Genomic DNA, 19,995 nt, shown 5'->3' with positions numbered 1-19,995 from the left:
ATTAGAAATTAATTGTTAGGCAGCCTCTTTATGGTAAGGGAGCTGCCCACAATTAAATTAGGTTCTCTTGTTTTTCACCTTATTCTCGAACCGGGCTTTATCTCTTTGTCCGGCGTCAGGGCTGCTACGATATCATTTGCACAATCGTCGGCTGCAAGCATCATGCCGTTTGATTTAACTCCGCAGAGTTTCGCAGGTTTCAGGTTGGCGAGTACGATTACATATTTACCTACTAGTTCCTCGGGAGTGTAATAAGGAGCCATGCCTGCAACAAGCTGCCTTGGCTTTTCTTCGCCGATATCCACTTCAACTCTGAGAAGCTTTCTGGACTTTTTTACGGGTTCGGCAAGTAAAACCTTTCCTACACGGATATCGAGTTTCGCAAAGTCTCTGTACTCGATCGTGGGAAGGATTTCTCCTTTCTCAGCGGCTGCTTTTTTCGCTTCTGCGACATCTCTGGCAGTGCCCATTCCTTCGGATTTCGAGGGTTCTTTTTCTTCCACCCTTCCCGCTGCTTTCGCGTTGGCAGCTTTTACCCTCTGGCTTGCGATTTCTTCCATCTCCCTTATCCTGTCGTCTTCGAGTTTGGTGAAGAGAATCTGGGGTTTTGCAAGCTTTGTGCCTGCTTTTATTGGCACAAGAGCCTCATAATACAGGGCAGTATGCAGGTCTTCTTCCTGTCCGAGTTCTTTCCAGGCGGTTTCTATGGTTTCCGGAATTACAGGCTCAAATATAAGGCTGAGAGCTTTTGCCAAGTGGAGGCAGTTATAGATCACATGTCCGCAGGCTGCTTTGTCCTGTTTTATCAGGTTCCATGGCTCGTGAGACTGGAAGTAAGTGTTTCCGAAAGACGCAAGAGCCATTGCAGAATCAACAGCTCTTTTGAACTCGTATTCAGCCATTGCTGCTTTTACTTCTTTTAAAGTTTTTTCGATCTCTTCCTTTATGGCAGGTTCGAGTTCTCCGGCTGGAACTTCCCCGTAATTCTTGAAAGCGAAAAGCATTGTCCGGTACAGGAAATTCCCTAGCACGGCAACAAGTTCGGTGTTGACTTTTTCTTGGAGCACGTGCCAGGAGAAGTTCAGTTCTCTCGTGTGGGAGGTGTAGCTCGCGAGATAGTACCTCAGAAGGTCGGGATGGAAACCGTGATCAAGGTAGTCCTCTCCTACCCAGACCACATAACCCCTGGTCTTGGAAAACTTCTTCTCCTCGATTTTGACCATGCCTGAAGCTACGACAGCCGTAGGCACCGAATAATCCGCACCTTTAAGCATTGCCGGCCAGAAAATGCAGTGGTGATAGGTAATGTCCCCTCCTATGAAATGGACAATTTCCCCATCATTTTTCCAGTATTTCTCCCATGAATCCCCGGCTTTTGCAGCCCACTGCTCGGTAAAGGCAATATATCCTATAGGGGCATCTACCCAGACATAGACCACAAGGTCATCATGTCCAGGGAATTTTACTCCCCATTCAAGGTTCCGGGTAATGCACCAGTCTGTAAGCCCCTGCTTTACCCAGCCCAGTGCATAATTCCGGGCATTTGCTGTTCCTCCAAGATCGTTTGAGAGGTAGTTCATGAGGTAATCGCTGAAATCAGAAAGCTTGAAAAAGAAGTGTTCCTGCTGTCTGTACTCGGCAGGTCCCCCGCAGATAGTGCAAACAGGGTTTTGAAGTTCTCCGGGCTCAAGGTGTTTTCCGCATCCCTGGTCGCACTCATCTCCTCTTGCGGTTTCACCGCAGTGAGGGCAGGAGCCTTCAACATAGCGGTCAGGAAGAAAACGATTGCAACTCGGGCAGTAGGCAATCTCAATAGTCTTTGGGTACACGTAACCTTTTTCAATCAGCCTGTTGACAATATCCAGGGTTCTATTGTGATTCTCAGGATCATCCGTTGTCCCAAAGGCATCAAAGTAAACTCCCAGCTGCTTGAAGGTCTCGTCAAAATGTTTGTGATATATCTCTACAAGTTCTTTGGGAGTGATCCTGAGTTCTTCGGCATTTACGACAATTGGGGTGCCGTGAGTGTCTGAGCCGCAGACAAAGGTAACGTCCCTCCCTTCCTTTCTAAGGGAACGGACAAAAATATCAGCCGGCACATAGGTCCGGAGGTGCCCGATATGAGCTTTGCCGTTAGCATAAGGCAGGCCGCATGTGACAAGTACGGGTTTACTGGATGATTTTGGCATTTTTATCTCCATACATTTTTTGTAAATATATTCCTCTTCGATGATTGTAATTCTAAAATATATTTCGTTTATGCTTTTTGAAAAAGTTTGCTTACAAGGTAACCTATTTGAGGGATAGTTAATTATCCTATATAAAGAAGAGTGGAATGTAGATACAGATAACTAAGAGCTCAGATAATTGAGGCTCTTAACAATTCTCTTGCCTTGAGGCTTTGCAAGTTCTCCTTCCTGCATTCTGGCTAACTTAATATATTTGTTATCTTAATTAAGTTTCAACTACAATTAAGATCGCAGATTAAGGTTACGAGCTCAATATATACAGTATTATTATATATGAACGATAAAAGCTCAAACCCTGAAGGTACGAACTCAGAAAAGCAATCTGGAGAAGGCAACTTACAAAACAGTCCTCACAATGGAAGAGAGGATCTCATCTCTGATAAAGGAGCTTACAGCACTAACGAGGACTCCTCAGGCTTAGGCTTTGCTTCAGGCACTCCAAGAAAAACAGGTAATCATGAAGCTTCCTTTAAAGATTCTCCTCAAAATAAAGAAATTGAAAATAAGAGTTTAAGTATGAATTCCGATCCATCTCCACAGAGAAAAAAACATAATTTGATGCCCTACGTGCTGGTAGTACTGGCTCTGATTGCTGTTATAATGGTAAGTATTGCGGTTATTTCCTTCAGTCTCGGTGCTGGAGGAGATCTGCGGAGTTCTGAAAAAGTGGCTGTTATCTACGTCCAGGGTACCATACTTTCCGGAAACGTTCCTACAGGGCTTGGCTATGCTACTTCTGAAGAGATTTCCGAAAATATTCGCAGGGCTGTTGCAGACAGTGGAGTCAAGGCAATTGTGCTCCGGATTAACAGTCCAGGGGGATCTCCTGCAGCAGCACAGGAAATTGCGGGAGAAATTGAGAAAGCCAGGGAAAAGGGAATCCCTGTCGTTGTGTCAATGGGAGATCTTGCAACCAGTGCTGCATATTACATCTCTGCGCCGACTGATTATATTATTGCAAACCCTTCAACGAATACCGGGTCTATTGGGGTGATCTGGGTCTTCCAGAATAAGTCTGCCTCTTATGAAGAAGGAGGTATAGATCATTACATTGCAAAGTCCGGAGAATTAAAGGACATGGGAAGCAACTGGAGAGGGCTTACTGATGAGGAAAAGGAATATGCTGACGCCGTGGTAATGGAAAGTTATGAAGATTTCATAACCGAGGTTTCAGAAGGACGCAACATATCCCGGAGTGAAGTAAAAAAGATTGCCGATGGCCGAATATACACCGGAGCCAGAGCAAAGGAACTTGGGCTTGTAGATGGACTCGGAAACCTTTATGATGCAATTGACAAAGCTGCGGAACTCGGAGGAATTGAAGGGGAACCTAGAGTTGAATACATGAACAGGGTAAGTATCTCAAGACTGCTTCTGGGTTCGGGTTCTGGAGGATCTAATGAAACTGTCGGGCAGTTTGTCAGTTACTTTGAAGAAAGTCCATATGGAAGAATCCTCGCATGAAAGTGCTCAAAAGCACATAAATTTTAAAAGGGAATACTGAAGCAGATAGATAACTCAAATTATAGAAAATTCAGGAGTCTCCGATTCTTTCTTTATTTTTATAATTTCCTTTTGATTCTCTTTCTCTTTAACTTTCATTTTTACTCCCGGCTTTTCTCCTGCATATTTTGTCCAGCAGCAGAATGTTATCAAGCATCAGGGCTCCGCTCCATCCGAGGGGAATTGCCCAGGCAGGCTTGCCTGTAGACTGATCTACTTGCTCCGGGAGAAGTCCTGTGCTGGTTGCCCCGGCAAGAGCCCACTTAAGGCATTTAATCCCTTCACTGGTAAACCTTTTTACGTTCTCATCATATCTGTCTTCTTTTTCATAGTGGGTCTCCTGTATGGGGGAAGATATTGCTTTTTCATAGGGAAGATCAAGGGCAAATGCAAACATAGCTTTTGAAAGCCATAGAGTGGTCACTACCCACGGATTTCCGTTTATGTAACTGTCATTCTCATACCTTTTGATGCCATAATTGAGATTGATAGGTACTGAGAGCTTTTTCTGAATATTCTCTATCATAAACTGGATCATATCCCTCTCTATGGGATCTTTCGGGGAGAGCATTCCAAAAGGAACATAGGTTCCAAGAATGCTTGCATCAGCGGTTTTGTCCAGTTTTCCGTTAATAACTCCTTTTGCAAAATAACCTTCCTGAAGCCAGAAACGATCAATCGTAGCCTGTTTGATGAACTCCGCCCTCTTCTTCCAGCGTCTTGCCATACCAGTTTCCCCGTTCTCTTCAGCAAGGTGGGAAGCACCCATAAGCCCGGCGTAGATTGAAGCGTTTGTATAAGTGAAAATTCCGTAATAAGTTTCCCAGAGATCCATACAGCTTTCGTGGATTCCTGACTTGGTTCGTTTCATCAGGTATTCCGCAGCCCTGAGTATGGAAACCCAGACTTCTTCGAGAAACTCAGCTTTTTTCAGACCCTCGAGAACCCTGTAATAAACATCCATAGCATGAAGCGTGGATCCGGTTTCATCTATCTGAGTTGAGTAATCAAAATTGCCCCAGGAAGGAGCTATGTCCCCGTTGAGCCAGTAGCGTTGAAACCAAGATCCATCAGGAAGTTGGGTACGGATACACCATTTGAAAAACGTATCACAATACTCTGGATAGCCGGAACGTTTTAGTGCAAGCACGATTTCTGAAGTGTCTCGGTTCCAGCAGAAGCCGTAACCTCCGCATTTCTCAAAGTTGGAATCAAACTCCGGAGCAGCCACAAAAGACCCGTACTCGCGGTCATTAAGGAGATAAAGCACAAGGAGAGCTCGATTATAAGCACTGAATAGCTCCTGCCGCAGGCTATCGTATCCCTCTATTCCAGGCATCCTGAGCACCTGCTTTCTTGAAAGCCACATGACCCAGTGTTCTCTTGTCTTTTCGAAAATGTATTCAAGGGGCAGTTTTGAGAGTTCGTATATCCTCTTATACAGGAGGTGTCTGGAAGATGCAGCTCCTATCAGGATAACAAATTCGTTTGCTCCGCCAGCCTCCAGTTCAAGGTCCCAGCCAGCTGCGTTATTAATATTTCCTATATCTTCCTTATTTCTCTGGAGTTTCCCATCTTCCATATCATACTTGGAATTAGTCCACCAAATAGTATCCATTGCCTTTCCTATCTGCCATTCGGTAAACTCTGGTAGGGAATAAATCCCTATATAGTGGTTTTGCCAGTACTGTGCGAGCAAATGAGTATCGGTATCGCAAAAACCTGAGTTTTTCTTAGAGGTTTCCCCTACATTAAAATTAGAATAATAAAAGAATTTTCCCGAAATTTTTCTCTGGGACTGAACCTTAAACCTGCGGATAAGAACAGGCACATCGGGATGTACAAGATCAAGAATGGAAATTCGGATTCCCGAATCATGATAGAGTTTTGTGGATACTATATTGGTATCCTCTATATAATTCTGGATGCAGTGCCAATCGTTATCGTTGGTCCAGAGAAGCTTTTCGCCTGTATGGATACAGGCGACGGATTCTTCGACGTGCTGAGCGTGGTCTCGTCGGGGATAAAAAAAGCCCAGGATTTCTCCTTTTCTCCCCATTGTTACAAGCAGCTCATCATTTCCTAAAACGGCATTGGGTAGCCTTATCACCGCGTCTCCCCTCTCAGCTGGTATTCCTGACCTGTGCCGCCCGACGGTGCCGGTGAGATTATATGTTCGCAGACATTCTTTCCTGTAGCTTTACAGCTTACCTCCCTCACACTAATGTTTTTCCCAAAATAATCGGTCAGGTAACCTGCAAAATAGCCGCTCATAAAGGCACAAACTGGCTGGTCCGATCCTCCGTAAACGTCAGCTATAAACGAATCTTTAACAATAATTTTTCCTTGATACGTCTTTGGATCGCATTCGATCTCAAGGATTCCCCAGCCTACAGCCCTGTAGAGTTCTGCAAGCACATCTGCGAAATTACTATCATTAAGGTTCAAAATACTCTTAAAATATTTTGCTGAGTGAATCCCTCCCTTAAGTCCTGACATTGTGAGAAGTCCCTCGGCATGTGGCACATTCTGGTTGAGAGTCTTAATGATATCGACAATTGTGAGTGCTCTTGCCGCAACTCCTCTGACTCCTACGACATTAAGGGGAAAGTCCGCAGAATAGATCATTCTGTACTTTGAAATTCCATATTCTACCTCACTTACAACGTCAAGCTCCTTTATCTTCCTGGCAAAGTCTTCTGGATCGATATTTTTATCAAGCTCGATAAATACTGAATATTCTCCTGTTTTTTGTGTTATGTTATCCAGATGACCAAACATAATGAATGCGTTCTCTTTTTCCAGAAAATTGATTATTGAGGATAAAGATCCGGGTTCCTTTGAATAAATAATTTTAAACCATACAATCTGCGACCTCTCATTGAGGCCTGCAAACATGAATAAGTCCCTTACCATGTGACTCGACTCCCATGAATTAGTATGTGCACATTTAATTAAGCTATTGCGCTAAGTTTCCTGAATACCTGCGCTTTGAAATCCATAAGTACAGCCATGAAATTAACAGCGGCATCGAAGGGCGTGGAGTGGACGCTGAAATATGAGTGGACATCCCCATCCCCGAGCCACTTAGTACACATGTAGTAATAGTGATCCGAAGTTAGAAGGTGCTTCCAAATGCGCAGGATTTCAGGATCCTCTGTTTTCCTTACAAATGGCTCAAGCAGCTTTATCTCTTCAAAGCAGCGCCTTTGCATGTCGTTGCCAAGCCATGCGCTGGTGTCGCGTTCCATATCAGCCCAGGAGATTGTAGAAAAATCCCCTATATCAATCTCGGTAACGGGTGAGTATTTTTCGGTAAGCTCAAGGGGAGTGCTGAAATTCAGGCGAGTCTTGAGAACTTCCTCTGGCAGCTTTTCCAGAAAGGAAAATATCCCGGTTTCTTCCCATTGATGCTCTCCGAAGGTCTCATAGTCCATAAAGATATTAATACAATCCTCATTAATCCCAGATGCCCATGAGGCCCATTTTTCTGCAGTCAGAGGGTATCCTTCCCACCACCTTGCCGAAAATCTGTATCCTATATCGTCACTCAGTTTATAATTCCTGAGTATAACTGGAAGTCCCGAGCCTTTTGCCTTGTAAAGCACGTTGGGAGACCTTCCATCAAGTATATGATCCGCACCCTCAGTAAGGATAGCCCTATACCCGAGGTCAGAAACAAGCTTTGCTATCGTGTTATTGTAAAGCAGTTCGGTATTCCGAAATACCTCAGGTTTAACTCCCAGAAGATCAGACATACTTTCTCTGTGCTCTCTTATCTCCTCAACAAATTCGGTTTTGTCGTCAAAAAGGCTTGAGAGAGAATGATAGAAGGTTTCGTCTAGGTACTCCACTGATCCGGTTTCCGCCATCTGTCGGAAACTCTCGAGTACATCTTTTCCCCAAAGTTCGCATTGCTCGAGCAGGGTTCCGGTGACTGAAAGAGAAAACCTGAATTCTCCTTTATACCTCTCAAGCAAGTCCAGAAGTACTCTGTTTGCAGGAATGTAGCATTTCCGGGCTACTCTTTCAAAGATTTCCCTGTTGCTTCTCTCGTCGAAATAGCGGAAAAACCCTGATCTGTCATCCGGCCAAAACCTTCGTAGTCTGAACGGTTGATGCGCTTGGAAGTAGATACAAACCGAGGTCATGCTCCCTCCTCCAGCACAGCTCTTCTGAAATCTGACAGAATGGAAAAATAGTTTACAGCTCTTTCATACCCTTCTCTTATATTTCCAGGGTTCATTGAAAAAAATATTTCACTTTGCTGGAGATAACCGTATACATCTCTAAGTTTACTATAATCTTTTTTTCCCTTAAGTCCTGAGAGTTCCTCGCCAACTCTTACCAGTTCTCGCAGGTAAAGCTGTTGAGCATGGTTTCCTAATGCATTATGCATCCCATAACGTATTGTCTGTTCAGTTGCCAGCGTCGGAAGTTTCAGAGGCTTGAATCTCTTTACAGCTTCAGCTGGTGTCAACATCTCAATTCCCCTGGATTTGAGTATTTCGGGAAGCAACCGGATAAAATCAGCTATCATACTTTTATTTCTATAATGGAAGCAGATATTCTCATAATTAATATAAAGGGTCAGGACGTCACCATCCATACTGTCAATCCAATCCACAAACTTTTCCGGAATAAGAGGGTAGCCTTGCCAGTTTTTCTCCGAAAAACGCAGTTCAAGATCCTCGCTAAGGTTTATATGTCTTAGAAGGGTCGGAACGTGGTTTTCAAAAACATGTACAGGGTCGTACCCATTCATAAGATTTCTCGACCCTTCTGCGATAAGACACTTAAAACCCAGATCGGTAAGAATTCTCCCTGCTCTCTCAGTATATAGAAGTTCGGTATTTACAAATGTTTCGGGTGTAATGCCAAGTAATTCCCTAAGTGTTTTCATGTACATTAGCACTTCTTCATTGAACCAGGATAGATCGGGATATAGTGAACTCAGGGAGTGATAATTACAGCTCCCTGTAAACTCTACACTACCGGTTTCCCCAAGTTCGTAGAATGATTCGAGAAGTTCAGGGTCCCATCTACACTGTTCAAGGAAGGGCCCGGACAGATCAAAGGAATATTTTCCTCCCCTTTCAATAGATTCCATAATCAAATCATTAAGGCGTAATAGTTGCCTGCTCGTTTTTAAAAATTTTGAAAAAATACTATTCTGGTCAAAATATCTATCCATTTCAGGCATCCCCAAAAAACCCTCTACAGGCCAGTACCACTTGGGACTGTAAGGCAAATGCACTCCCATACAGATGCATACGGCTTTCATAACAAAGTAATCTAGTGCGGAGACCTACTAAAAACTATTGTTTAATTTACTTCTAAACTACTTTTCATGTTAAATCTAAACTTGCAAAGTATCAAAAAGAGCTAAAGATAAGATGATACAAAGGCTAAATAAGATCAGCTTAGATTAAAAACAGTTTAAAAAATAAGAAGGGATGTTATCCCATCTAATTGGAGCAAAGAAAGTCTTATACCTCCAAAACAAGACCGCACAAAGGAATCACAGTCTTATAAGTCACTCCGTTTGAGCAGAACTTGATTATAGTCTATAAATCTGCCCTCTTCGGGACTCGAGCTATAGTTTTAGAGTATAGTTCGGACCGTCCTCCCGAGACGGGACTCGGGCCGTGCTGTTGCACTTGTAGTGCAACTCCCAGAAAATCTTCGATTTTCTGTGATCCCGAAGCGGAACTCGGGCGAGACAAGACTCGGGAGGATCAGCCCATCATAAATCTTGTAAGGCTGCCGTAAGCATCGGAGATCTCTTTGAAGGAAAAGGAAATCTCAAAATCTTTTCCTTTAATCCTAAGTGAATTGCCTCCTACCTTACCGATTATGATGTGGGGCACATCTTTGAGGATCTCCAGTACAGCTTCCGGCTCGTTTGTAGCAAGCAAAGCCCGTGCAGGAGCTTCTGAGAATAGCAGTTCATCAGCTTTAACTTCTGCAACCTCACTCAGGTCTACTTCTGCGCCGAGGTCTCTGCACATCCTTGCAAGCCCTGCAGCAATTCCTCCAAGGGAAAGGTCATGTGCCGAGTTTAGTTTTCCACTCTTTACAGCTTCAATTATGGCTTTTATTATCTCCGGGGAGTTTATCGGGACAGGGGGAACTTTTCCGGCATTCTGGGCTCCAAAACAAGCATAATATTCGGAACCTCCCATGTCGGCAGTTGTTTCTCCTACCAGGATAATGGTGTCTCCGGATGCCGCAAAGAAGCCTGAAGGAAGTGGAGTTTCAAGGTCAACTTTACCTATCATTCCAATCGAGGGAGTTGGGAGAATTGCAGTCCTGAACTCATCGCTTTCATTATATAGAGAGACATTTCCCCCAACGACAGGGATCGAGAGTTCCCTGGCTCCATCCCCAAGACCGAGCACGGCGTTTTTAAATTGCCAGTAGATTTCCGGACGGTCGGGGTTTCCGAAGTTCAGGCAGTTTACAATTGCAAGCCCATCTGCACCTTTTACTGCAAGGTTCATGGCGTTTTCCACAATTGCGGTCTTTCCTCCGTTGTAGGGGTCAAGAAGGGTAGCTCTTGGCTGGCAGCCGCAGGAAAGTGCAATTCCTTTTTTATCTGTAATCCTGAGCACACCAGAATCTTCTCCGGGTTTGGCAATTGTTCTCAACTGAACCTCATGGTCATACTGCCTGTAAATCCATTCTTTTGAGGCAATATTATAGGAAGATAGGACTTTTAGGAAAGCTGCTTTCAGGTCTTTCGGAGTTTCTGGTGCTTTACTCTCCTCAACCTGGGAAATAGGAATTACTGAGGGTTTCTCGCAGGTCGGAGCGCCGCCTGTCAGTAAAGCTATTGGTATATCGGCAACAATTTCCCCTTTAAACTCAACTGTATAGTTTGGTTCTTCTGTCAGGTGTCCTACTACAGCTCCGTTAAGGTCGTATTTTGCTACCAGAGCAAGTACGGCTTCGACGTCTTCAGGAGCTACCTCAAAGAGCATGCGTTCCTGAGATTCCGCAAGCAGGATTTCATAAGCATTCATATTGGGTTCGCGTTGCGGCACGGCGTCTGTAATGATCCGGGCTCCAAGTCCACCTTTTGCAGCCAGTTCCGAGCTCGCCCCTCCTAAGCCGGCAGCTCCAAGGTCCTTGCAGGATTTTATATATCCCTCCTTCATAGCTTCCAGCGTCATTTCAATTACAAGCTTCTCAGTATAGGGATCTCCTACCTGGACACTTGGTCGATCCTCAGCTTCGGCTGATTCGGAAAGATCCCTGGAGGCAAAGGAAGCTCCTCCAAGCCCGTCTCTTCCTGTGCTTGAACCTACGAGCACGAGTTTGTTTCCGGCTTTCTGGGAGCGTCCAGTTATAATTTCTTCTTCCTTGCAGAGCCCTACTGCAACCACATTTACAAGAGGGTTTCCACTGTATTTTCTGTCAAAGAAAGTCTCACCATTGACCACAGGCACTCCTATGCAGTTTCCATAGCTTGCAGTTCCCTTAATTATCTGCTCGAAAAGGAATAGATTTTTCGGAGTGTCAAGAGGCCCAAAATAGAGAGGATCCATGAGAGCGATAGGGCGGGCTCCCATAGAGATTATGTCCCTTACAATACCTCCAATACCGGTAGCAGCCCCATTATAGGGATCGACATATGAGGGGTGATTATGGCTTTCCATGCCTATGGCAAGTACGTATCCATCCTCGAATCTAATAACTGCAGCATCGTCTCCTGGACCGATAATTACGTTCTTGCCAGTCGTAGTAAAAGTTTTCAGGAGAGGAGCGCTTGAGCGGTAAGAACAGTGTTCGCTCCATAAGTTTAAAAAGCAGCCCTGTTCTACCAGGGTGGGCTCTCGCCCGAGTTCTTTTTTAATAATCTTAAGATCTTCTTCAGGTAACATTGCCTTGCCTCTGATGCTAATCCTTTTTGGATACTGAAATCTTGTTTTTAATAGGTTATTTTTTTTAAATCCAGAATCTTTAGTATTAGCGCTAACAGCCTATGGCGACATAAAGGGATAAGGATTAGATAAATATTTCTGACTCCTGAGTCCTATCTCGCCAGAGTCCTGTCTCGGGAGGATGGTGCCCTTTTCACAAGCCATTTTCAAAAAGGCTTGAGCGCAAATTTTTTGAGAAAAAGTTTGATCACAAGCCTTTTCAAAAAAGGCTTGAGCGAAAACAGCGAACTTTTGGATTTGATAACCTTATCCCCTAACCCTATCTGGCGTGATAAACACAAACTTTTTAAGAAAAATTTTGATCACAAGCCTTTTCAAAAAAGGCTTGAGCGAAACCGTTGCGCCGGTTTATCACGCCATCATGCCGGTTTTTGATCAAACTTTTTTCTAAAAAGTTTGCGGTCAAGCCTTTTCGTAAAAGGGTTTCGGCGCAACGGTTTCTGCATAGCGATTGCGGCTTAAGGGGATAATTTATGAAACAGAAACTTTCCGATCCTTATAATTTCCTTCAGTTGTAAATTATGATGAGCTTTCAGGCTCCCGGACTTTCAATGAAATCTGAATTAATGAATGTAAATATGTAAGAAGTAATTCAAAAATTAGTTGTGGGAAGATACTGGATAGCTCCTGAGTAAAAAAATTCAGTATTTAATATAAAAGGAAAAGATAAAAATACTACTGCTTTACTGGTGACAGATTAACTGGTTCTATTAGCGGATTTTTATTAAATTTGCTGGATTATTTTTTCTACTTTTACTCCTGATTCGGTCAGGGAGTATGTTTCACCTTTTTTTGTGATTAATTCTTTCTGCTCAAGTTCTTCTAGTGTTTTTGCGACGGTGGGATGTGCAACTCGCATAGTTTTTGATATTCTTTTCCCTTCCATTTCTCCTTTTGAGGAGAGTAAAGAGAGTACTTTTTGCCTTATACTGTTTCCGTTCACAAAACCTATTAACTCGTTCAAATCATTCATTTAAAGCCCCCAAAAGTGAATCAGGTTATTCAACGTTTTTATGTGATCATATTTATATAATAGAAGTACATACATGTGTTTACAGAATAGAGAAAGAGATGGGGTTCAAGATATATTTAACTTCTTGCCAGGAAATAGAAGTTCTTCCCAGCAAAGACAGAATTTCAGGATTCTCCAGCTTTTTAGGCTTTTTAACCTTTTTAGCTTCTTCGACCTTTAAACTTTTTCAGCCTGGATTCGTCCCTAACATATGGAACTCTCCTATAACTCCAGCTTTTTCGCTTACGATATATACTATTCAATAATAAATTTATTGTTAAATTCTACTTACATACGAACACAATGTTATATAAAATTATAAAAGCTCTGGCTGTTTTTTCACGCTTTCGTGAATCCTTGTTATTTACTGAAATTCAGCGTAAAGTGCCTTAAAAATACCATTAGGCTTTAATACCATCATTGATAAGTACTTTATATCTATTCAGTTATTTTTTGATGCACATATACTATGATTACAAATTCGGAGGACATACCAACAAATGAGTAGCGGAATGTGCCCGGTATGCGGGCTTCCAAAAGAACTTTGCATTTGCGAAGAGGTTGCAAAAGAGCAACAGAGAATTACTGTAAAAGTCAACAGAAGAAGATACGGAAAAGAAGTTACCGTTGTAGAAGGTTTCGACGCAAGTGAAATTGACCTTCACGAACTGTCCACTTATCTTAAATCAAAGTTTGCATGCGGCGGTACGGTAAAAGGAAATACTGTGGAACTTCAGGGTAATCACCTGGCCCGCATGAAAGAAGTCCTCATGGAAAAGGGTTTCTCTGCTGAACAGATTAAAAACTAAACTCTGACGCTTCTAAGGATAAACCGGGTCTGCAGAATAGAAAGGATTTTCAGGCTCGGAACTAATATATTTTCACATATTTTTCGATAGCATGCATTTTCTATAATTAAGGGAGACATGCTCTACCCGAAAAATAAAAATATACAGATATATGAAAGGTTATAAGAGATATAATATCTTAAAATTTACCTGACTTATCCGGTGTCGGTCTCCCATGAAAACAACATGTGAAGTTATGGTACAGAAAGTCTTGCCTGCAATTCGGGCAGAGCTCTCCAGAACAATGATTTTTGAGTACGGGTGCACGCAGCAGGACGTAGCGGATATCCTGGAACTCTCAAGGGCTGCGGTATCCCAGTACGTTAGTGAGAAACGCGGTGCTGAAGTTGGTTTTTCCGAGGAGACCCAGAGTGAAATCCGGAAGTTTGCATCAGTGCTTCTAAGTCGAGGTCTATCCTCTCAGGAGAAAGCAAAAGGCATGTGCGAAATTTGCAGTTTTGTTCAGAAATCCGGCTGGCTATACAGGAACGCTCCCGAAGCTAAACCCTGTATCATATGCGAGGACATGGATCCAAAGTGAATGATACACTGTGTATTAAATGTAAAGGAAAAGGACTTTGTGGGCGTCCCCGCTGCCCAATTCTTGAGAAGTTTAAATCCTTACAATCGATTTCTCCTGTAATCTCAGGAAACTCGGTTTTTGGAGCATCTCCCCCAGCTATTTTTGTTGGAAGCTATGGTTACCCCAGGGTATCGGCAGGCCCGCTCATTCCCCCCCTGGCAAAGGAGAGTGAAGCTTCTATTTTTGAAGAACCCTCAACCTGGGCAAACATGCAGATTGAAGACATTATTTCCCTTCGTTCCCGCATGATCAGGGCAAACACAAACTTCCACGTAAAAGAAGCTCTAGGCAAAGAAAATCCTCTCCTTGTAAAGGCTCAGGAACTTGCCCTCTCCAGAAAGCCCGTAGATACCGAAGCCTGGTTTTTCAAAGCCCCTAAACAGGAACTCAAATTCGATGCAGTGCTCACACCTATGGGACCCTCAGGGCTTGTAAAAAACTTTGAGATTGCCGAAAACCCAAAAGTCCCTAAAAAAGTTGATTACCTTGTCTACGACACTGATGCGCTGGCGAAAGACGCTGTGCTTGAACTCTATAAAGGAGATATCCCGGCTGAACATATCACGCGCTTGCTTTCCATTGGCCTGCTCGGAAAAGCACGAAAAATCGTGCCAACACGCTGGTCAATTACAGCTGTTGATGATATGGCTGGAAAGGAATTTGCAGACCGTATAAAGGATTTTCCCTGGATTTCAGAAATCCAGCTTTTTAGCGGGACTCATTTCGGAAATCATTTTGAGGTCCTTATCCTCCCACGGGCTTATTCCTTTGAGCTCATTGAAATCTGGCTCCCAAAAACAGTCTGGTCTGGAGAGTCAAGCTGGATTGCCGAAGACAGTGAAGGTTATGACGGTAAGAAAGGATATTCTCCCCTTGCTGGGGGCTATTATGCTGCAAGACTGCCTGTACTTGAATACCTTAAGAAAATTAAAAGGCAGGCTTCGATCTTCGTACTCAGGGAAATAACTCCGGACTACTGGGCTCCCCTGGGTGTATGGGTTGTCAGGGAAGGCATGAGAAAGGCTCTCCAGAACCCTCCAAAGAAGTTCGATTCTCTCGAAGCCGCAGTTTCAGATCTTGCAGGCAGAGTAAGCACACCAAAAGCCGAATGGATACAACAGGCAAAGCTGCTTTCAGACTTCCGTTTTCAAACGACTCTCGATTTCTTTTTTAAAGGATAATTGGGTTAAAAGCGGGAGTAACGTAAATGATAGAGAGTCTAAGTAGCAGAAATGGCTTGAATAAAAATACTAACTAAATTAAGGTAATGGGTAGGAAGCCTTGAAGCTTTTCAAGAGGCTTTTCGAGCTTTCTACCGTTATCAGATTTATTTGAAGATCTCGGGCACTATACGCCGCGCAACTTCTTCGTAGGCTTTGGAAATGTCCCCTTTGTCAAACCTGAAGACATCCTTATCCATGGACTGTCCGGTGCTCTTGTCCCAGAACCGACAGGTATCGCAGGAAATTTCGTCTGCAAGAATAATTTCTCCGTCTCTTCTTCCGAATTCCAGCTTGAAGTCCGGAAGTACAATATCTCTTTCGTCCAGATAGGGCACAAGCAATTCATTGATTCTCAGAGCGAGTTTTCGGAGTGTGGCAAGTTCTTCCTCTGTCGCCAGCCCAAGCGCTAGAGCAATGTCATCATTCAGCATAGGGTCCCCATATTCATCGCTCTTGAAGTCAAAAACAAGTACTGGTGACTTGAAAACAGTACCTTCTTTCAAGGGGTATTTCTTTGTAATCGAGCCTGTGGCAATATTCCTGACAATGACCTCAATTTTTATGATATCGACTTTCTTCACAAGCATATCGATGTCAGAAAGCATTTCGATAAAGTGGGTTTTTATCCCCTCTGCTTCAAGCATCTCAAAAAGTTTCTTTGAGATCTGGGCGTTGTAATACCCTTTCTTTTCCATTTCCCCTCTCTTCTCTCCGTTAAATGCAGTCAGACTGTTTCGGAATTCGGCAATAAGGGTGTCAGGATCATCCGTCTTGTAGATAGTTTTTGCTTTCCCTGAATAGAGCTGTTCTCTTATCATGCAATGGTCCTCTCTAGGGATAATTCTGGGTTTCCTTAGATAGAGAGATCTTAGGAATGATAGTTTTAATATACTAGTTCTGATAATGAAGGAGTTTTGATGGTGCCGTGGTATTCCAGAGATAAGCTATATAGATCGAATTCTCTCTAAAACGCGAGTATTCTCACGGAGACAATTCGGTTATTTCCAGAATTCACGATTACTCTCCGGGTGTGAGACATTTTCTGGACACGGCAAAGGCCTTTCCCGAAATATGCCTTAAATCTCGAAAGAGATAGAGTAGATGATAACGTCTTCTGCTAGATAAAGCTATCATCTCCAGCCGGTCTTTCCTCTTACCGCCGATGGCTTCGTAAATTTTATCATTGAAGAAAATCAATTACTAGGTTTAGCAACTTAAACAAAGATTTAAGAACTTACCGCATTTGAGTGCCCAACACTTGATAGTGGATTAATCCAAGCACGCAACAGGTAAAAACATGTCAGGCACTATATTAGATATAGTAGAACTACTGCTGACTGCAGAGATCTATAAACGCTACCCAGAACTGGATGTAAACGACCTACCAAAAAACATTCGGAAAAATTACTGGAATAGCACAGAAAAAACAGTTCCCAAACCTATTAGAGCCACGTTTATACAAATTGAAAAACTGTATGGGATTAAGGATATCGAAAAATTTGTAAGAAATATCCCCTTCATAAATACTGATAAGTCTCATTTTGAACTTCATCTCAGTGCTTTCGAACTTGCTGCGGAATGGTTTGAAAAGCAGGAAGGCTCCCAGGAGCGGATTGAAAATAACCCTGTCCTGGCTTATTACTTTGGAGAGATAAGAAAGGTTGAGGCTGCAAACTACGCACTTGCAAAGGCAAAAATAAGACCCAAGGAAGTCGACAGGGAATGGATAGAGTCCCTGATAGCAGAGATCAAAAAAGAGGACAAAAGCGAAGAGATGCTTAAACTCGTGGTTATTATTGCCCCTGAAGATGTGAAGCAAAAAATCCGCGACCTTGTACTTACCGAAGAACAGAAAAATGAAGTCGAAAAAATCATGAAAGCCATTCAGCATAGGGAATACTTGCGGGAAATCGGACTTCATGATATCGGAAAACTCCTGTTTGTCGGTCCTCCTGGCACCGGAAAGACCTCGGTTGCTCGCGCGCTCTCTGAGCGGCTCTCAATTCCGTTTGTTGAGGTCAAGCTCTCCATGATAACGGATCAGTATCTTGGTGAGACTGCAAAGAACATTGATAGAGTCTTTCTGCTTGCAAAGAAACTGAATCCCTGCATTCTTTTCATAGATGAGCTGGATTTCGTAGCAAAGGCAAGGACTTCGGACGAAAATGCTGCCATCAAGCGAGCAGTCAACACTCTCCTTAAAGCCATAGACGAGATTAGCCTTGTAGAGCATGGGGTTCTTCTTATTGCTGCAACCAATCACCCCCGCATGCTTGACAGTGCGGCATGGAGGCGTTTTGATGAGATCGTGCATTTCCCTCTTCCTGATATTGATATGCGTAAAAATATCCTGGACATTGTGACCCGGCACATTGAAGGGGATTTCGATACAGGGGAAATTGCTGAATTAACTAAAGGCTATTCGGGTTCGGACCTGCGCATGGTTATAAGAGAAGCTGTCCTGAGTGCTCTTCTTGAGGAACGTAAAATACTTACCCAGGAGGATCTGCTGGAAGCTGTAAGATCCTTTGATGAGAGGTCTGATCTCAAATCCGAGGAGTACGAAAGGAAGAAGTAAAGATGAGGTTAACACTGCTTGGGACTGGTGATGCCGTCGGTACTCCTAAAATCGGATGTTATTGCCCTGCCTGTGAAGACGCCCGAGAAGGTGGAAAGAGCCAGCGTCTTCGTTCTTCCATCCTAGTGGAATCCGGGGAAGGTAAAATCCTTATTGACACAAGCCCTGATCTCAGGCAGCAGTTCCTCAAGCAAAATCTTTCCTGTGTAGATGGAGTTATCTGGACACACGGGCATTACGACCACTATTCTGGGTTCGGCGAGTTCTACAGGGTTCAAAATAATGTTGATGTCTATGGGATTCGTGAAACTCTCGAATACATAGATCAGTATGTCTCCTTTCTTAAACCAAGGTATCACTACGTAAAGCTTTATGAGCCGTTCGAACTAATAGGGCTGCAATTTACTTTTTTTAAGGTAAATCACCCCCCAGTGGAGGTTCCTATAGGGGTTATAATCCTCGAAGGCGACAAAAAAATAGTGATTACAGGAGACACAAACTCGGAGATTCCCGAAGCGAGCCTTGAGCTGATGCAGGATCCTGACCTTCTTGTTGCCGACGCTATAGTTCCGCCCCATATTCATATAGAAAAGCACATGAATTCAGAAGAAGCTATGGCACTTGCAGAGCGGCTCAATGCAAAAGAGGTGGTTTTGACCCATCTCAGTCATCTGTTTCGTCCTCACCATGTTGAGGCATTATTTTTGCCCCTTGGATATGACGGACAGGTTTTTGAGCTCTAAAAATTTCTACGTTTTTGACTACATTATATATCGAGATTCAGATAGTTTATGAGTCCTATAGATATTCAGATTTTTATGCTAAGGTGCCGGATAATGAACCAGTTATTTAACGGAATTGTCAGAGCATTGAAGGAGTTTGTTATCATGCCTGGCAGAGTAGAGAAATTTTAGAAATACCAGGTACATGGGTTATGAGCGCTGTAAAAGAAATCAGATTTTTAATCATATACTGCAAAATCTCGCGTTCTGTAGAAATCTTAAATTTCACCCAGGCAACTTATACATATTTTCTGTTTAAGTTGTATTCCAAAATCTTAGCTTTTATCGATATGTATGCAGGCTTATTAAAGCTTAAATTTGCGCTTTTTCCGGATAATTAAGGTGTTTCGCCTGCTTCCTGAAATATAGCTAAAAATGGATCTATTTCTTTAGATAGACTGGCCTTCAAATCTGCCAAACAGCAGATAAACAAAATTTGCATAGAGCATTAAATTAATATTTATCTTAATGTTTTAATATAACTAAAAGACTTTATACGGTGTATAATTATGAATCAGCATTCCTCTTCTTTAGATAATTATTATAGATATTTCATAGGACTTGATGGCATTATACTTACTTTTTTAATAATAAAGAGTTATCCAGTTGTTGTTAATTTAGCAACAAAAGCTAGCTTTTTAATTATGCTAGTAGGAGGATTTTGTATATTAATTGACAACTGGAATCGAAAATCAATAGATTACAGATTATATGTTGAGTTATATGAAAATGAGCATCAAGCTAAATCTGATTATAAAGCGGGTAAGATATTTATAAATTTAATTTTCTATGTAGTCTCTCTATATTTAGTGCTATCTGGAATATCTGGTGCTCTCTAATACGGAGATAAGGGGCGGGAGATAAGAGACTCGCCCACCAGACCCAACGAAAATATAGCTCACCAAGCTTTATGCCTGAAAATTTTTTATCTTAAGTGCCAGAGTATTATCTTTTTGGATACCCTTTCTAAAAACAGACACTTAATTCCCATATAGCGTTTAGAAGTTTCATCCAAAAATTTAGAGTAGAAAGTTTAAGGCTGGTATATTCTCTAATGCTTCTGACAGTTGGTTGAAATAAAGGAAATTTTATTAATTCTCTACAGATTAAAACAACTCTTTCAAAAATATGTAAAATTCCTACAGATTATCTGAGTTATCTCAAAATATCCGGTTAGAAAAGTACCTGAGAAATAAAAGATTCCTGCACCTAAATAATAATTTAGTTTTATTTTCTATTTTTTCCTCTAATAAGTTCCAATTTTTTTCTAT

15 protein-coding genes are annotated in these 19,995 nt (G+C 42.6%); 7 read left to right on the top strand and 8 right to left on the bottom strand.

Going from position 1 to position 19,995, the window contains the following annotated elements; translation table 11 throughout:
- Positions 1–74 precede the first annotated feature (74 nt).
- Positions 75–2,189: a methionine--tRNA ligase gene (gene metG, locus AOB57_RS06485; RefSeq protein ID WP_054299906.1), complete on the bottom strand. Its 2,115-nt coding sequence runs from the start codon at positions 2,187–2,189 to the stop codon at positions 75–77.
- Between the two features lie 333 nt (positions 2,190–2,522).
- Here metG and sppA point away from each other — a divergent pair, with 333 nt between their 5' ends.
- Complete coding sequence (gene sppA / locus AOB57_RS06480; RefSeq protein WP_054299856.1) at positions 2,523–3,713, top strand: signal peptide peptidase SppA; 1,191 nt, start codon at positions 2,523–2,525, stop codon at positions 3,711–3,713.
- Between the two features lie 127 nt (positions 3,714–3,840).
- On the opposite strand, the gene AOB57_RS06475 is transcribed toward sppA, so the two are convergent.
- The 6 genes from AOB57_RS06475 to AOB57_RS06450 form a co-directional block, all read right to left on the bottom strand.
- A complete protein-coding gene (locus AOB57_RS06475) occupies positions 3,841–5,862 on the bottom strand; it encodes a glycoside hydrolase family 15 protein (RefSeq protein WP_054299857.1) in 2,022 nt (673 codons plus the stop codon).
- Positions 5,859–6,668 (bottom strand): V4R domain-containing protein, encoded by an 810-nt coding sequence (locus tag AOB57_RS06470; RefSeq protein WP_054299858.1) that lies wholly within the window; start codon positions 6,666–6,668, stop codon positions 5,859–5,861. The genes AOB57_RS06475 and AOB57_RS06470 overlap by 4 nt, the downstream gene beginning before the upstream one ends.
- A 38-nt stretch (positions 6,669–6,706) precedes the next feature.
- Entirely contained in the window at positions 6,707–7,903 is a 1,197-nt protein-coding gene (locus AOB57_RS06465) for a glycoside hydrolase family 57 protein (protein ID WP_054299859.1), read from the bottom strand.
- On the bottom strand, positions 7,900–9,036 hold the full coding sequence (locus AOB57_RS06460; RefSeq protein ID WP_054299860.1) for a glycoside hydrolase family 57 protein: 1,137 nt from the start codon (positions 9,034–9,036) through the stop codon (positions 7,900–7,902). Before AOB57_RS06460 ends, AOB57_RS06465 begins: the two co-directional genes overlap by 4 nt.
- A gap of 454 nt (positions 9,037–9,490) precedes the next feature.
- Positions 9,491–11,653, bottom strand: a complete 2,163-nt coding sequence (gene purL, locus AOB57_RS06455) for a phosphoribosylformylglycinamidine synthase subunit PurL (protein ID WP_226999682.1) — start codon at positions 11,651–11,653, stop codon at positions 9,491–9,493.
- A gap of 769 nt (positions 11,654–12,422) precedes the next feature.
- Entirely contained in the window at positions 12,423–12,671 is a 249-nt protein-coding gene (locus AOB57_RS06450) for a winged helix-turn-helix domain-containing protein (RefSeq protein ID WP_226999664.1), read from the bottom strand.
- A gap of 539 nt (positions 12,672–13,210) precedes the next feature.
- Between AOB57_RS06450 and yciH the strand changes: the two genes are divergently transcribed.
- From yciH to AOB57_RS06435, 3 genes are all read left to right on the top strand, one after another.
- On the top strand, positions 13,211–13,519 hold the full coding sequence (yciH, locus tag AOB57_RS06445; RefSeq protein ID WP_011023951.1) for a stress response translation initiation inhibitor YciH: 309 nt from the start codon (positions 13,211–13,213) through the stop codon (positions 13,517–13,519).
- Positions 13,520–13,733: 214 nt separating this feature from the next.
- Complete coding sequence (locus AOB57_RS06440; protein WP_054299862.1) at positions 13,734–14,099, top strand: transcriptional regulator; 366 nt, start codon at positions 13,734–13,736, stop codon at positions 14,097–14,099.
- Positions 14,096–15,322, top strand: coding sequence for an Nre family DNA repair protein (locus AOB57_RS06435; protein WP_054299863.1), 1,227 nt, complete (start codon positions 14,096–14,098; stop codon positions 15,320–15,322). The genes AOB57_RS06440 and AOB57_RS06435 overlap by 4 nt, the downstream gene beginning before the upstream one ends.
- Positions 15,323–15,468: 146 nt before the next feature.
- Here the strand turns inward: AOB57_RS06435 and purC are convergent, their stop codons facing one another.
- Positions 15,469–16,182 (bottom strand): phosphoribosylaminoimidazolesuccinocarboxamide synthase, encoded by a 714-nt coding sequence (gene purC / locus AOB57_RS06430; RefSeq protein ID WP_054299864.1) that lies wholly within the window; start codon positions 16,180–16,182, stop codon positions 15,469–15,471.
- Positions 16,183–16,661: 479 nt separating this feature from the next.
- Here purC and AOB57_RS06425 point away from each other — a divergent pair, with 479 nt between their 5' ends.
- From AOB57_RS06425 to AOB57_RS06415, 3 genes are all read left to right on the top strand, one after another.
- Entirely contained in the window at positions 16,662–17,942 is a 1,281-nt protein-coding gene (locus tag AOB57_RS06425; RefSeq protein ID WP_054299865.1) for an ATP-binding protein, read from the top strand.
- Positions 17,943–17,944: 2 nt separating this feature from the next.
- Positions 17,945–18,685 carry an MBL fold metallo-hydrolase gene (locus tag AOB57_RS06420; RefSeq protein ID WP_054299866.1) on the top strand — a complete coding sequence of 247 codons (741 nt, stop codon included), beginning with the start codon at positions 17,945–17,947 and terminating at the stop codon, positions 18,683–18,685.
- A 548-nt stretch (positions 18,686–19,233) separates the two neighbouring features.
- Positions 19,234–19,563, top strand: coding sequence for a hypothetical protein (locus AOB57_RS06415; protein ID WP_054299868.1), 330 nt, complete (start codon positions 19,234–19,236; stop codon positions 19,561–19,563).
- The last annotated feature ends 432 nt before the right edge of the window (positions 19,564–19,995 follow it).

The sequence above is a fragment of the Methanosarcina flavescens genome, from assembly GCF_001304615.2.
GTDB lineage: Archaea > Halobacteriota > Methanosarcinia > Methanosarcinales > Methanosarcinaceae > Methanosarcina > Methanosarcina flavescens.
This window is presented reverse-complemented; position numbering and strand designations above follow the sequence as displayed.

Excerpts from the sequence above, each read along its gene's own strand:
- AOB57_RS06425 (WP_054299865.1), top strand. The coding sequence starts at position 16,662 with ATGTCAGGCACTATATTAGATATAGTAGAACTACTGCTGACTGCAGAG.
- AOB57_RS06450 (WP_226999664.1), bottom strand. The coding sequence starts at position 12,671 with ATGAATGATTTGAACGAGTTAATAGGTTTTGTGAACGGAAACAGTATA.
- AOB57_RS06470 (WP_054299858.1), bottom strand. The coding sequence starts at position 6,668 with ATGGTAAGGGACTTATTCATGTTTGCAGGCCTCAATGAGAGGTCGCAG.
- sppA (WP_054299856.1), top strand. The coding sequence starts at position 2,523 with ATGAACGATAAAAGCTCAAACCCTGAAGGTACGAACTCAGAAAAGCAA.
- AOB57_RS06465 (WP_054299859.1), bottom strand. The coding sequence starts at position 7,903 with ATGACCTCGGTTTGTATCTACTTCCAAGCGCATCAACCGTTCAGACTA.
- yciH (WP_011023951.1), top strand. The coding sequence starts at position 13,211 with ATGAGTAGCGGAATGTGCCCGGTATGCGGGCTTCCAAAAGAACTTTGC.
- AOB57_RS06420 (WP_054299866.1), top strand. The coding sequence starts at position 17,945 with ATGAGGTTAACACTGCTTGGGACTGGTGATGCCGTCGGTACTCCTAAA.
- AOB57_RS06415 (WP_054299868.1), top strand. The coding sequence starts at position 19,234 with ATGAATCAGCATTCCTCTTCTTTAGATAATTATTATAGATATTTCATA.
- AOB57_RS06460 (WP_054299860.1), bottom strand. The coding sequence starts at position 9,036 with ATGAAAGCCGTATGCATCTGTATGGGAGTGCATTTGCCTTACAGTCCC.
- purC (WP_054299864.1), bottom strand. The coding sequence starts at position 16,182 with ATGATAAGAGAACAGCTCTATTCAGGGAAAGCAAAAACTATCTACAAG.
- metG (WP_054299906.1), bottom strand. The coding sequence starts at position 2,189 with ATGCCAAAATCATCCAGTAAACCCGTACTTGTCACATGCGGCCTGCCT.
- AOB57_RS06440 (WP_054299862.1), top strand. The coding sequence starts at position 13,734 with ATGAAAACAACATGTGAAGTTATGGTACAGAAAGTCTTGCCTGCAATT.